Annotated in this window: 15 protein-coding genes; all 15 read left to right on the forward strand. The window is 46.9% G+C overall.

Annotated features, from left to right (window positions below; translation table 11 throughout):
* The first annotated feature begins 3 nt into the window (after positions 1 to 3).
* The 15 genes from fliQ (at position 4) to ACIPK1_RS08515 (ending at position 14,089) form a co-directional block, all read left to right on the forward strand.
* Positions 4 to 267: a flagellar biosynthesis protein FliQ gene (gene fliQ, locus ACIPK1_RS08445; protein ID WP_005232782.1), complete on the forward strand. Its 264-nt coding sequence runs from the start codon at positions 4 to 6 to the stop codon at positions 265 to 267.
* Positions 268 to 279: 12 nt separating this feature from the next.
* Entirely contained in the window at positions 280 to 1,029 is a 750-nt protein-coding gene (fliR, locus tag ACIPK1_RS08450) for a flagellar biosynthetic protein FliR (RefSeq protein WP_301387458.1), read from the forward strand.
* A 30-nt stretch (positions 1,030 to 1,059) separates the two neighbouring features.
* Entirely contained in the window at positions 1,060 to 2,127 is a 1,068-nt protein-coding gene (locus ACIPK1_RS08455) for a flagellar biosynthesis protein FlhB (RefSeq protein ID WP_400450522.1), read from the forward strand.
* A 19-nt stretch (positions 2,128 to 2,146) separates the two neighbouring features.
* The gene (gene flhA / locus ACIPK1_RS08460; RefSeq protein ID WP_005226622.1) at positions 2,147 to 4,222 is read left to right on the forward strand and encodes a flagellar biosynthesis protein FlhA; all 2,076 of its coding nucleotides are present in this window, start codon (positions 2,147 to 2,149) and stop codon (positions 4,220 to 4,222) included.
* 30 nt (positions 4,223 to 4,252) lie between these two features.
* Positions 4,253 to 4,960: a sigma-70 family RNA polymerase sigma factor gene (locus ACIPK1_RS08465; protein ID WP_301387462.1), complete on the forward strand. Its 708-nt coding sequence runs from the start codon at positions 4,253 to 4,255 to the stop codon at positions 4,958 to 4,960.
* Complete coding sequence (locus tag ACIPK1_RS08470) at positions 4,957 to 5,658, forward strand: flagellar hook-basal body protein (RefSeq protein ID WP_016611606.1); 702 nt, start codon at positions 4,957 to 4,959, stop codon at positions 5,656 to 5,658. Before ACIPK1_RS08465 ends, ACIPK1_RS08470 begins: the two co-directional genes overlap by 4 nt.
* A gap of 10 nt (positions 5,659 to 5,668) precedes the next feature.
* Positions 5,669 to 6,451, forward strand: coding sequence for a flagellar hook-basal body protein (locus ACIPK1_RS08475; RefSeq protein WP_008376613.1), 783 nt, complete (start codon positions 5,669 to 5,671; stop codon positions 6,449 to 6,451).
* 12 nt (positions 6,452 to 6,463) lie between these two features.
* Complete coding sequence (locus ACIPK1_RS08480) at positions 6,464 to 7,174, forward strand: cell division ATP-binding protein FtsE (RefSeq protein ID WP_301387467.1); 711 nt, start codon at positions 6,464 to 6,466, stop codon at positions 7,172 to 7,174.
* A gap of 154 nt (positions 7,175 to 7,328) precedes the next feature.
* Positions 7,329 to 8,624: a methyl-accepting chemotaxis protein gene (locus tag ACIPK1_RS08485; protein ID WP_005226627.1), complete on the forward strand. Its 1,296-nt coding sequence runs from the start codon at positions 7,329 to 7,331 to the stop codon at positions 8,622 to 8,624.
* Positions 8,625 to 8,642: 18 nt separating this feature from the next.
* The gene (locus ACIPK1_RS08490; protein ID WP_301387470.1) at positions 8,643 to 9,146 is read left to right on the forward strand and encodes a chemotaxis protein CheW; all 504 of its coding nucleotides are present in this window, start codon (positions 8,643 to 8,645) and stop codon (positions 9,144 to 9,146) included.
* Entirely contained in the window at positions 9,118 to 9,627 is a 510-nt protein-coding gene (locus tag ACIPK1_RS08495; protein WP_005226629.1) for a chemotaxis protein CheD, read from the forward strand. Before ACIPK1_RS08490 ends, ACIPK1_RS08495 begins: the two co-directional genes overlap by 29 nt.
* 15 nt (positions 9,628 to 9,642) lie before the next feature.
* Positions 9,643 to 10,653, forward strand: a complete 1,011-nt coding sequence (locus tag ACIPK1_RS08500) for a chemotaxis response regulator protein-glutamate methylesterase (protein WP_016609024.1) — start codon at positions 9,643 to 9,645, stop codon at positions 10,651 to 10,653.
* Between the two features lie 5 nt (positions 10,654 to 10,658).
* Positions 10,659 to 11,432, forward strand: a complete 774-nt coding sequence (locus ACIPK1_RS08505; RefSeq protein WP_005226631.1) for a protein-glutamate O-methyltransferase CheR — start codon at positions 10,659 to 10,661, stop codon at positions 11,430 to 11,432.
* 21 nt (positions 11,433 to 11,453) lie between these two features.
* Positions 11,454 to 13,505 (forward strand): chemotaxis protein CheA, encoded by a 2,052-nt coding sequence (locus tag ACIPK1_RS08510; RefSeq protein WP_301387475.1) that lies wholly within the window; start codon positions 11,454 to 11,456, stop codon positions 13,503 to 13,505.
* Entirely contained in the window at positions 13,502 to 14,089 is a 588-nt protein-coding gene (locus tag ACIPK1_RS08515) for a chemotaxis protein CheC (protein ID WP_005226634.1), read from the forward strand. The genes ACIPK1_RS08510 and ACIPK1_RS08515 overlap by 4 nt, the downstream gene beginning before the upstream one ends.
* Positions 14,090 to 14,099: the final 10 nt, after the last annotated feature.

Below are 14,099 nucleotides of genomic sequence, written 5' to 3' on the forward strand. Positions count from 1 at the left end.
GAAATGACAGTAGAAATGGTACTTGATGTGCTAAGGGAAGCCTTTCTTCGAATTTTAGCGATATCTGGCCCTGCCTTATTGGTCGGCATGCTCGTTGGATTGGTGATCAGTATTTTTCAAGCCACTACCCAAATCCAAGAACAAACGTTGAGCTTTGTGCCGAAACTATTAGCGATTTTTTTGACCTTGATCTTGGCGGGGAATTTTATGCTGAATCTCTTGTTGAATTTTACCGAAATGATCTTCAAAATGATTGCGGCAATGTAAGGAGGAAACCTGATGGCGACGATTCAAGCGACGGTGTTGATTTTTTGTCGAATATTGGCGTTTGTCATCCTTTGTCCGATCTTCTCACAGCAAAATTTTCCGTCACTGGCAAAAATCGTGATCGGCATGGCGTTGACGGTCCTATGTCTGCCGACGGCACCTGCAATTCCCGAGCTTTCCCTCTTTATGCTGACGGTTTTCGTCATCAAAGAAGTACTGTTTGGGATGGCGATGGGCTATTTGAGCCAGCTGGTCTTTACCGGTGTGGAAATTGCGGGCCAATTGATCGACTTTCAAGTAGGCTTTTCGATGGCGCAAGCCTATGATCCGACGTTGCAAATCGCCTCTTCCCAGTATGGCAAAACGTACTATTGGCTGACGATCGCTGTGTTTTTTGGTCTTGATCTGCATCATCGACTGATCACAGCACTGCTGTTGTCTTTTCGGATCGTGCCCTTAGGCTCTGTGGTGATCCAAGGCACGACGGTTGAAGGCATCGTCAAACTTTTCAGCCAAATGATGGTGATGGCAGTCAATCTTGCGGCACCAATGATCATTGCGCTGCTGTTGGTGGACCTCGTGCTAGGTGTGATCTCTCGTTCGATCCCCCAGATCAATATTTTGATGATGAGTCTCTCGATGAAAACTGCCATCAGTTTTGTGGTGTTTCTCTTGCTATTACCCAATGTCCTTTCGTACTTAGGCAAACACTTGCCAGATACGGTCCGCTACTTGCAGGAGTTTATCGAGTCCTTTCAATAAAGTAACAGGCAGCCAGCAGGAGGTGAGAAGATGGCAGAAAAAGATGGCAAAACCGAGCTACCCAGTGCCAAGCGGCTGCGGGATGCCCGCAAACGCGGGGAGGTACCTAAGACCCAGGAATTAGCAGCTGCTGTTTCGCTGCTGGTCTTCTCATTTTTGATCCTGTCTTTATGGCAGTTTTTCGCCGCTTCTTTTTTGCCTTATTTTTCCCAAAGTTTGGCGCAGCTGGCTGATTATCAAACCAGTTTGGCGGATCTGCCAAAACTGGGGGTGCAGAGTATCTTGCTGCTGCTTTTGTTGTGTGCGCCCGTCTTTCTGGTTGCGCTCGGAGTCGGGCTTATCACGAATTATGCCCAAGTCGGTCTGTTGTTTTCCGGCAAGGCCATCAAACCAGATTTTAAAAAGCTGAACCCCATCAGCGGGATCAAGCAGCAATTCAGTTTGCGCTCGTTGATGAATTTAGGCAAAACATTGGCGAAATTCGGCGTGATCGTCTACTTGTGCTATCAACAATTTTTAGCCGCCGTCCCTGTTTTACTGGGTTTGAGTGAAGTGGGGTTGGAAAAAACGATCCTGTTCATGCTGCTGCGGGCCAAAGAATTGTTTTTACAGATTTCGATTTTCTTGATCATTTTAGCCGTAGTCGACTACGGCTACCAGCGCTATAGCCATCGTAAGAACTTGATGATGAGCAAGCAGGAAGTCAAAGAAGAGTTCAAGCAAATGGAAGGTGATCCGCAAGTCAAAGCACAGCGCAAAGCGAAGTACCGTTCGATGACCCAAAATGCCATCGCCAACGTCAAAGAAGCGACGGTTTTGATCACCAATCCGACCCACTTCGCCATTGCGATTCGTTACGATGCCAGCAGTGAAGGGGTGCCTCGGGTCTTGGCCAAAGGGGCAGATCAGCTGGCGCAGCGGATGAAAGCAGAAGCCCTGAAAGAAAATATCCCACAGATCGAAAACCGTGAAGTGGCACGGGCCCTTTATCGTCAAGTAGAACCCGGGGATCTGATCCCTGTTGAAATGTATGAAGCCATTGCCGAAATCATCGCTTTGGTCTATCAGTTAGAAGAAAGCCAACGCGGCAAGATTTAAGGAAACAGGAGGAACAAAAATGAATGAGGCTGCCTCAAAACCGAAAAAAGGCATTGGTCTGGCGGATATCTTAATCTCGGTGATCGTCCTAGCTATTATTGGTTTGATTATTATTCCATTACCGAGTGCATTATTAGATATTTTGATCATTATCAATTTGACGATTGCGATCAACATTTTACTGATCACCCTGTTTACCAAATCAGTGTTGGAATTCACTACGTTTCCAACCTTGCTGCTGATCACAACGATGTTTCGTTTAGGTTTGAACCTATCTTCCACTCGTTTGATCTTGACCCAAGGAAATGGCGGACACGTGATCGATGCCTTTGCCAATGTCGTTGCCGGCAGCAATTATATCGTGGGGATCATTTTGTTCGTGATCATCATGGTCGTTCAGCTAGTCGTCGTGACCAATGGTGCAGGGCGTGTCTCAGAGGTGACTGCTCGATTCACATTGGATGCGATGCCCGGCAAGCAAATGGCGATCGATTCCGACCTAAATGCCGGTTTGATCACAGAAGCGGATGCCCGCAAACGACGAAAAGATCTGCAGCGAGAAGCTGATTTCTTTGGTTCGATGGATGGTGCCAGCAAGTTTGTCAAAGGAGATGCGATCGCAGGGATCTTGATCACTGTCATCAATTTAGTTGGTGGGGCGATCATTTTCTCCATGGGCGGACAAATGACCGTCATGGAAGCCTTCGCCCAATTCGGGAAACTGGCGATCGGGGATGGCTTGGTCAGCTCGATTCCCTCTTTACTGATTTCGATTGCTTCTGGGGTGATCGTGACTCGTTCCGATAACGATAGTTCCTTTGGTTTGGATATTGCGGCAGATGTGATGCGTAATCCCCAACTGTTTCGGATCGTGGGGGCGATTCTCTTCGTTTTAGCTTTAGTTCCCGGGTTTCCTTTTGTGCCTTTTGTGTTGATTGGCTTAGGCCTTTTCGCAGCCAGCTTTCTGGTGACGCAAAAAGAAGAAAAGCAGCGAGTGGAACAAAAACAATGGGAACAAAAACTGGCACTGGAACGCAAAAAAGAAGCACAGGAAGAAGACGATTCCGTGGCTTCCTTCCAAGTGGAACCAATCTCAGTGGAAATCGGTTATGGTCTGATCCCTATCGTGGATAGTTCGATCGACAACAGCTTGATGAACCGCATCGTGGCGATCCGTAAACAGAGTGCTAGAGAATTAGGGATCTTAGTCAGTCCCGTTCGTATTCGCGACAACCTCTACTTGGATGCCAATGATTACGTGATCAAGATCCGCGGCAACGAAGTCGGCCGCGGCGATATTTACCCGAACAAAGTCATGGTGATCAGCCCGAATGAAGAGCCATTTCCTTTTCAAGGAATCACAACAAAAGAACCAGCCTTTCATCTGGATGCTATGTGGATCGATGAATCCGATAAGGAGATGGCGGATCTGCAAGGGTTTACGATTATCGAGCCGTTGACCGTGATCGCAACACACTTAAAAGAAATCATCTATGCCCATGCACCAGAGCTGTTAGGTCGCCAAGAAGTCAAGAAATTATTGGAGGGCATCAAAGAGCAGTACAATGTCGTGATCGATGAATTGATCCCCGATATTTTGCGGCTCGGCGAGGTCCAAAAAGTTTTACAAAATTTATTGGATGAACAAATTCCCATCAATGACTTAGCAACGATCTTAGAAACCTTAGCCGATTACGGCGTTGTCACGAAAGACGTAGAAGTTTTGACAGAATATGTTCGCCAAGCACTGAAACGGACGATCGCTGCCAAGTATGCCAATGAGAACCACGAGCTGCAAGTGGCGGTGATCCAGCCGAAACTAGAAGAAATCATCGCTCAAAGTATCCAAAAAACCGCAACTGGCTCGTACCCGGTCTTAAAACCAGATACCGTGACCAAGCTGTTGGATTCCATCAGTGGGATCCAACATGCGGCGATCGCTCAAAATATCAATTTCGTGATTCTGGCATCGCCTAAGATCCGGTTAGCATTCAAAAAAATGATCGTTTTTAATTTTCCAGATATCGCCGTTCTTTCTCTGAATGAGATTCCCAATGAAATTGCGATCGAAACGGTGGGCAGTATTGACATTTAAGCAGAATTTTCTTAGGAAGGGGCATCGCCGATGTATGAAGTCGATCGAGAAGCGGAGATCATCAAGTATCTGCCGCTAGTGGAACGGGTGGTTCAGCGCCTGTCTATCAAAACCGCCGATTATGAATCAGGCGATCTCTACAATATTGGGGTGATTGGGCTGATGGATGCCTTGCGGAAATTCGATCCCTCAAAAAAAGTTCCTTTTGAAAGCTATGCAGCGATTCGTATCAAAGGGGCAATTATTGATGAAGTACGCAAGCACGCCAAAATCTCCCGATACAAAATGGCGGCAGTCAATCAGTTTTATCAAGCACGGCAAGAGTTGGAGCAAAGCCTCAAAAGAGAAGCGACCGACACCGAGATCTGCAAACAGCTGGGAATCAACCAAAGTCAATTAGCGGATATTTATGAGAGTCTGCACTACTTAGCCAGCGTCTCTTTGGAAGATACCTTGTTTGCTTACCAAGAAGAAGGCATGACCTTAAAAGATATGGTTCGGGATCCAGCCGAAAATGTCGAAGATACCTTGGTCGCCGAAGAAAAACGCACCGCTTTGGTTGCGTGCATCAAAAAATTAGGGGAACGGGAACAATTGATTTTAAGTTTGTACTATACCGAAGAACTGACGTTAAAAGAAATCGCTGAAATCTTAGAAGTCTCGATTCCGCGAGTTTCACAAATTCATGGCAAAACGATTGCCAAATTGAGCACATTGATTGAGGAGGAACTGGCATGATTCGAGGACTGGATGTCTTATCACGGAACATTTCATTATTACAAAAGCGACAAGAGACGACGAGCGGCAATATTGCCAATGTCAATACAACAGGGTATCAAGCAAAAACCTTATTCCAGTCGACGCTAGACGAAGTGGCATTGCATAATTACCAAAGCGGGCCCAATGCGGATACCCGCCGTGACATCGGTGGATTGTCTTTAGGGACGCAATTAGCAGGCAGTACGATCAGTCAAGACCAAGGTGCTGTCAAACAGACGGGACAAGCCAGTGATTTTGCACTGCTTTCCGAAGGCTACTTTGTCGTTCAAAACAATGCGGGTCAGCGGTTGTATACGAGAAATGGCGACTTTACTGTCAATCAGCAGAATCAATACGTGACACAAGAAGGCTATCTTGTCTTGGGTGCCAATGGACAAGCAGTCAGCGCCTTAGGACCAGCGAACTTTCAGATCCAAACATTCCCCCAAGAAGCATTGACTACAGATGGTCAAAACTACGTGACTAGCAACGCAGCAGGAACCACTGTGAATGCACCAGTGATCCAACAAGGTGCCTTAGAACAAGCCAATGTAGCGGTTGCCGATGAAATGGTGGCGATGATCCAGACTTCTCGGGAATTTGAAGCCAATCAGAAAGTCTTGAGTTCAACGAATCAGACATTGCAAAAAGCGGTCAACGAATTAGGAAAGATTTGAGGATGAGTCAATGAATATCAGTGGATTATTAGGAATCAGCCGTTCTGGGATGAATCATTTGCAGACAAACTTAGACACGACAGCCAACAATATTGCCAACGTCAATACCAATGGTTACCAAGCACAAACGACGCACTTTCAAGCATTGATGGAAAATGCCATCGGTGCAGAAGAAACGCTGTTTAATGGCAACGCCGCCCAATATGGTGCGTCAATGGGGGCGAAGGCAACCACGACCACCAGTTTTGCCCAAGGCAATCTGGCGGGCACTGCTCAGCCATTAGATCTCGCGATCCAAGGCAATGGCTTTTTCGGGGTTCGGGACCAAACCGGTCAATTGCTGCTAAGTCGAGCAGGCAATTTTCATTTAAGTGAGAACAAGCAATTAGTCAATAGTGAAGGATACCCTGTGGCAATGACCACAAACGTACCGACCGCGCAGTGGCCAGATGCGCAGCAAATCGCAATAGATGCCAGCGGTCAGTTGACGACGGAAGAAAATGGTCAGACTCGCGTGTTGGGACAGCTGACCCTTTATCAGCCGACGAATACAGAAAACATCACGTCAGTGGGCAACCAACTGTACAGTGCCGGTGATCAAGCGTTGCTTACTTCGCAAACCAATCCGGCAGCCTTTGGCAGCGTGTTGCAAGGACAGTTAGAACAGTCGACGGTGGATCTAGCGACGTCCATGACAGACTTGTTAACGACCCAGCGTGCGTATGGATTGAATACGAAAGCCATGCAGACAGCTGATGAGATGTGGTCCGTGATCAATCGTTTTACAGATTAGAGGAGAAAGAACATGATTCGCTTAACCAAGGTCAGTAAAAAATTCAGCAATGGTACGTTGGCATTGGCCGATATTTCTGTTGCGATCCCTCAAGGAGAATTTATCTATGTGGTGGGTCCCAGTGGTGCCGGCAAATCGACATTATTCAAATTGCTCTTGAAAGAAGAAGAGCTTTCGGCTGGTTCTATCCAAGTCGGCAATGTCTTGTTGGAACAACTCAAAGACCGTCATCTCTATATGATTCGACGACAAGTCGGTATCGTCGGACAAGAAGACCTTTTGCTTCCTTATCTGACGGTTGCCAAAAACGTTGACTATGCGCTGCAAGTACTAGGCACTCCCCGCAAGCTGCGTCAGGAAAAAACCGCCAAAGCACTGCAACTGGTGGGCATGTTTCCTCAAAAGGATCACTATCCTGAAGAGCTTTCCGTGGGACAGCGCAAAAAAGTAGCGATCGCGCGGGCGATCGTCACAGAGCCAGCAGTCTTGATCGCCGATGAGCCCACCGCCAATCTGGATGCGAAATCAGCCGTTGAAGTCATGAAACTGCTCTTGCGGATCAATCAAGTCGGTGCCACGATCCTCTTGGCGACCCACGACAGCACGATGGTCAATACGGTCCGTAATCGAGTAGTCGAGCTGCAAAACGGTCGTTTGATTCGTGATGAATACCAAGGCGGCTATACGCGCTTTGCTGATCCAAAAGATACATATGTCTGGTGAAGATGCTTAACTTTTCTAGCAAAAGATCCGATTAAAGAACTAGAAGATTGTTTTCATAATCGGATAAAGAAGGAGTGACCCAACGATTATCAAGTGAAGAGCGAATCTTGATAAACAGCACGACTGATCATTTTGCATAGGAAAGGATACTGTTATGAAGAAGAAGGTACAAGCTATCATCAAAAAAATCCGCTTGGCGGCGTTGATTCCGCTAGGATTTACCCTGATCGTATTATTAGGATGCTATTTCTTCGTGATCCGCACCCACGGAGACGGACAAGCAGCAAAAAGTTTCTTTATTTTTTCAGTGATCGTATTGCTGCTAGAAATCGCAGTGTTAGTAGGAATGACCTATTTGGTAAAAAAAGAGACCCACTCGGGCATGGATACGTTATTGACAGAACTAGAAGCAGTCGGTTCTGGCGATCTGTCGCATATCGATGAGATCGGCAGCAGCGACCAGACTTCTCTTTTTGGGCAAGTTCAAAATCGTTTTCAAGGGGTTTTAAACACCTTCAAAGCGGTGATCGTTGGCATGCACGAAGAAAGCAGCCGAATGGAAAAAATGGTAGGCGGCCTAACGACAACCTCAAAAAATGCCAAAAATTCAATTGAAAATGTGCGTCAGACGATGAATGCCATCGCAGATGCCACTAGTTCACAAGCCTCCGAAGCGGAACAAACCTCCTTTGATATGGACGAGCTAGCCTTAAGTATCGAAGAGATCCACAAAGAGATCGAATTGATGAACGGCTATGTCGGTCAATCCCAAAGCAGCAATGTCCACAATTCGGAAATGATGTTCCATGTATTTGAAAGCTGGGAGATCGAACGGCAAAACCAAGCAGAATTAGTAGAAAGCATGAACGACATGAACGAAGATGTCCAAAGCATCGGTAAGATCGTTCAGCTGATCAATGACATTTCTGATCAGACCAACTTACTGGCATTGAATGCATCCATCGAAGCAGCTCGAGCTGGAGAAGCGGGCCGAGGGTTTGCCATCGTTGCGGAAGAAGTCCGCAGCTTGGCGGAACAAAGCAGTCAATCAACGAAAAGCATTCGTTCGATCATTGAAACGATCCGCAAAAAATCGGAAAAAGTGGTCTCTGCAGTGACGGATTCCTTTGAAAGCGGCGAAAAACAAACCAACAATATCAACAAAGCGATCGAATCAGCCAATGAGATCTCTGATATTGTTGAAAAATTGGTTTCAAGTATTCAAGCCGTGGAAGCCCATATTACCGGGATCGTTGAGAAAAAAGACATGGTTCAAGTTTCCGTCAGCAACATTTCGGCTGCTGTTTCGGAAACCTCTGCCGGCACCCAAGAAGTAACGGCAAACTTAGAAGACTTCTACTTAGTCATCGAAGACTTTGAACGGAATGTGCAAGAGATCGAAACGATCGCCACTATCCTTAAATTCCAAGTGGATAGTTTCAAATTCTAAAAAGGAGCAGTGACGCCAATGGAACAATACGTTGTATTTAAAAGTCATCAACAACTCTTTGCCTTGCGTATCGACTATGTGGTACGGGTCATTGAGGCTGCTTCTTTTACCCAGCTGCCAGAAGTGGCGGATTTCGTGCTGGGGATCCAGCCTTTTGAAGAGGCGATGGTGCCGATCATTGACATCCGCAAAAAGCTGTTTGATGAATTTACACCGGAAACTGGGCAAAATGTGGTCTTGTTGTGTCACTGGCAAGAGCAGGCGATCGGCCTTTACGTGGAAGAGATCGTCGGCATTTTACCGCTAGTTGAAAGTCCTAGCAATGCGGAACTAAATACATCAGGACTCAAGCAAAACTATATCGAATCCTTTCTGAAAAAAGACGATGAACTTGTGCTGGCATTGGAGCTGCCGTTTCTCTTCAGCTATGAACAAGCCGCTGAGATGACGGCGGAGTTAGACGCCTATCAGACAGAGGAATTGGCAGCCGCCAATGACCATGACAATGATGACCGTGAATGAGGAACTGCATGTGGGGATCTCGGAGTATAAGATCGCCCAAGCGCCAACGCGTTTGATCACGGTGGGTTTAGGTTCTTGCATCGGCACGATCATTTACGATGAAGCCAGTCATATCGGCGGCTTGAGTCATATTATGCTACCAGATAGTCAGCCTTTTTTGCACAAGCGGGAAATCAAGCCCGAGAAGTTTGCGGATTTGGCATTGCCAGCGATGGTGGCTGAGCTAGAACAAAAGATCCGTCGACCTCGCTTTCAAGCGAAAATCGTTGGCGGCGCCAATATGTTTCAGTTCCAGACGCTTAACGCTGCCAGCAATATTGGCCAGCGCAATATTGAAGCCGTCGAGGAAGTCTTGGCTCGGCTAAACATTCCGATCGTAGCCAAACATGTTGGCGGCAGCGCTGGTCGAACGATGATCGTAGATCTTCAGGATTTCAAGACCATGGTTCGGCAAGTCAAACAAGAAATCGTTTATTTGTAAAAGGAGTACAGGGACATGAAAAAAGTAATGATCGTCGATGATTCGGCATTCATGCGGAAAGTAGTGACAGATTTATTGAATCAGCTGCCTGATATTGAGGTGACCGTCGCTGCCCGCAATGGCAAACAAGCATTGGACTATCTGACCAAAGAAGCGATCGATTTGGTAGTAATGGATGTGGAGATGCCAGTGATGAACGGATTAGAGACCTTGCGGAGGATGAAACAGCAATCAGCCATTCCCGTCATCATGCTTAGTTCATTAACCAATCAAGAAACCACGATTGAGGCTTTGGCGCTTGGCGCCCGAGATTTTGTGGAAAAACCCGTCAGTCTATCGATGATCGAAAAAGAATGGATCGCTGAATTTCATCAAAAGATTTTGGCGATGGATCATGAAGTCGGTACGGTTCACCCGCCAGTACCAACGATTGCCCAGCCCACTAAGCTGACACAAAACAGCTTGCCGGTATCACTTGATGCGCTAGTCATTGGTGCTTCAACAGGCGGACCCCGTGCTTTGCTGGGAATTATTCGCCGTCTGCCTGCACGTTTGCGTTGCCCGATTTTGATCGTTCAGCATATGCCAGCGGGCTTCACGGCTTCCTTTGCAAAACGCTTAGACACAGAGACAACCGTCCGAGTACAAGAAGCAGTCGACGGCATGCGGATCGAAAATCAAGTGTATCTTTGTCCAGGGGATTACCACATGACGGTCCAACAAGGGCACCTGCAGCTGGACCAGCGAGAAAAACGGCATGGGACGCGGCCAACCGTCGATTATCTTTTTTCCTCAGCAGCTGACTACTATGGCCCGCAACTAGCGGCAGTGGTTTTGACGGGGATGGGAAAAGACGGCACCGCTGGCTTACGACAGATCCAAGCGGCTGGGGGCTATACGATCGTTCAAGACAAAGAAACGTGTACAGTCTTTGGGATGCCGCGGTATGCCATTGAACAAGGAGTCGTAGATGAAGTCCTGCCATTGCAGGGCATTGAAGCAAAAATTGCACAGATGGTCAGGTGAAGAAGATGGAAGAAGAATTTGCCTTATTTAATGCGTGGGTGGATCGCCGATTAGGGATTCCCTTAGCCGCATACAAAGAAAATCAAATGCAGCGCCGCATTCTTACGATCATGGAAAACAGCGGGGCAAAAACGTTGAGGGAGTACCAGCAATTGATCGAAGGCGATGACGGGGTGCGGGCGGCTTTTTTAGCCCATATCACCATTAACGTAACGGAATTTTATCGCAACAAAGAACTGTTTGACGCCTTTGAACGCGTCTTGAAAACCATTGTTCTCCCGAAAACCACGCTGCCAAAAATTTGGAGTGCCGCATGTTCGATTGGGGCAGAACCCTATACGATCGCCATGCTGCTAGAAAAAAATCAAATTGCCGCAGCCAATGTCTTGGCCACCGATATCGATACGCAAATTTTGGCAAAAGCCAAGCAAGGACTCTATCGAGACCACGAATTGCGGAATGTCTCAGCGGCAGAACGTACCCGTTTTTTTGATGCAAAAGAAAAGAACCAGTTTCAAATCAAACCAGAAATCAAACGGCGAGTTCATTTTAAGCAACACGATCTTTTGAAAGACCCGTACAATGGGCCTTTTGATGTGATCGTTTGCCGCAATGTGACGATTTATTTCAAAAGTGATGCTCGGGATGCCGTCTATCAAAAATTCAGCGATGCATTGGTCCCAGGGGGCATTTTGTTTACGGGAGCGACAGAAACGATCAATTTTGCGGAACAATTCGGTCTCAAGAAAATCGATTCGTTTATCTATCAAAAAGTATAATTTTGTAAAGGAGGGACCCATTTGGATGACAATAGTGTCTATCGTACCCTTTTCTTTGAAGAAACAGACGATCATTTAGCACAGTTGAATGATCATGTCTTGCAATTGGAAAACGATCCAAAAGATAGCGCCTTGCTGAATGATATTTTCCGTTCTGCCCATACCCTTAAAGGGATGGCGGCAACGATGGGCTATGACGTCATGACGCAGCTGACCCATAAAATGGAAAATATTTTTGAGTTATTTAAAACAGGGACCTTGCAAGTGACCCAGCAATCGATCTCATTGATTTTCAAATGTCTGGATCGCCTGTCAGAACTTGTGGAGGACTTGCGGGAAGAACGCGACCTGCAGCCAGCTCAAATTGCCGATTTATTGGCCGAACTTGACCAAACGGAACATTATGGCGGTATATCAACCGAGACAGAAGCAAACCAAAAACCCACCGCAGTGGGCGCGTTAACCCCACAGCTTCAACAGATCGATCCTTCTGATCTGTATGTGATCGAGCAAGCGGCTGGAGATGGCTATCAAGCGGTCCAAATTGCTGTTCGCTTAGATGCCCAATCCATGTTAAAAGGTGCTCGTGCCTTCTTGATCATGGAAAAGCTTGGCCAAGCAGGGGATGTTCTCTATACAGAACCAGATGCCCAAACACTCGAAGAAGGCACCTTTGAATCAGATTTTTCACTGCTGTATTTGACGCAGCAAACACTGGCTGATGTCGAGCAAAACATCGCCAGCAATAGTGAGATCGAAGCCTTCGTGGTGGCACCGTTTGATCCTTCAGCTGCTGTGTTGGAGGAGGCAGAAGAGCTGCTTCAACCAGTGCCGACCCCAGAGTCAGAGACTTCTGCTCTTCAGCAAGCGACAACAGAAACGAAAGAAAAATCGCCGGCGCCCGCGCATCATGCGTCCGCCCAAAATCAATCGATCCGAGTCGACTTGAATCGCTTAGATTCATTCTTGGATCTCGTGTCCGAATTGGTGGTCTATCGCAATCAATTAGAAGATGTCAGTGAGCGGGAAAACATCGAAGCAGTCAAAGACCCCTTAGAGCAAGTTTCACGATTGACCTCTGAGCTGCAAGATTTGGTCTTACGGATCCGCATGCAGCAAGTCAACGTCGTCTTCAGCCGCTTTCCGCGAATGGTTCGGGACTTATCCAATGAACTGCAAAAAGAAATGGAACTTGTCATTTTTGGGGAAGAAACGGAATTGGATAAAACAGTGGTTTCTGAGTTGAGCGAGCCCCTGGTCCATCTGTTGCGTAATTCTGTCGATCACGGCATCGAAGCACCCGATGTTCGAGAAAAATTGGGCAAACCGCGCAAGGGTACGATTCGTTTGGCGGCCTACCAAGAAGGCAATCGCGTGATCATTACTTTAGAGGATGATGGCAAAGGCCTTGATCCGCAAGTAATCAAAGCAAGTGCTGAAAAGAAAGGCTTAGCAACGGAAGGCCTTTCCGATGAAGCGTTGCAGCAGCTGATTTTCCATCCTGGTTTTTCAACGGCGCAAGAAGTGACCAATATTTCTGGGCGCGGTGTCGGGATGGATGCTGTGCAATCGAAGATCACCCAATTAGGGGGCACGATCGAAATGAAGAGTCAGCCGAATAAAGGCACGCAGTTTGTGATCAAATTGCCATTGACCCTGTCGATCATTCAAGCGTTGATGGTTCGTGTCGGAGCAGAAACCTTTGCGATCCCATTAAATCTCGTCGAACGCGTGGTGATGGTCAAAGAAGAAGAGATCATCCAGACGGTATCGGATGAGGTCTATCGTTTTCAAGAGGAGTTGATTCCCTTGGTTCGGACCGATCAACTCTTAGCGATCGAAAGCGATCCATCTGAGAAAAAATTCGCCATCATCGTCAACAATGACCAGCAATTTCACGGCATTTTGGCAGATGAACTGATCGGCCAGCAAGAAATCGTCATCAAGAAAATCGATCCGCTGCTGCAAAAGCTGAATCGCTATCAAGGAGCAACGATTATGGGTAACGGCTCGATTGCACTGATCTTAGACATTCATGCCATCTGTCAGGAAAAAAAGGATGACCGCTTATGAGTTATACAGCGCTGCAGATCGATGGCCTAAAAGAACTGATCAATATCGGCGGTGGTCACGCTGCGACGAGTTTATCAAAGCTCGTCCAACAACCGATCGATATGCGGGTACCGGAAGTCGAGATTCTAGCTTATGAGGACCTGTATCAGCAGATCATGGCGGAAGACAAAGAAGTTCATGTGGTAATGAGCCAGATCGAAGGGGCGTTTCGAGGGATCTTCTTGTTTGTCTTAACGGATGAATCCGCCGCAAAATTGCGTCAGTTGATGATCCAAGAAAGCGATCCGTCTGAAGAATTGAAGCAATCGGTCATCAACGAGTTGACTAACATTCTTACCAATTCTTTTTTGATCGCGATCGGCCAACTATTGGAAACTCAGCTGAGTGCGTCTTTACCAAGCGCCAGCTATGATTTCTTTGGCGCAGCGATCAGCTCCATCTATTTGGCGATGGCCCAGTATGATGAGCAGGTGATGGTGATCCGTAATGAGTTCGTCTACGCCAAAGAAACATTAGAGGCATCGTTATTTTTGATTCCAGAAATCGGTGTACTAGAAAACATATTTGATTCATTAGGAATTTGAAAGGGGCAAA

Origin of the sequence: Enterococcus sp. NPDC086594 (assembly GCF_044746145.1) — a bacterium.
In the GTDB taxonomy this organism is placed as follows: domain Bacteria; phylum Bacillota; class Bacilli; order Lactobacillales; family Enterococcaceae; genus Enterococcus_D; species Enterococcus_D entomosocium.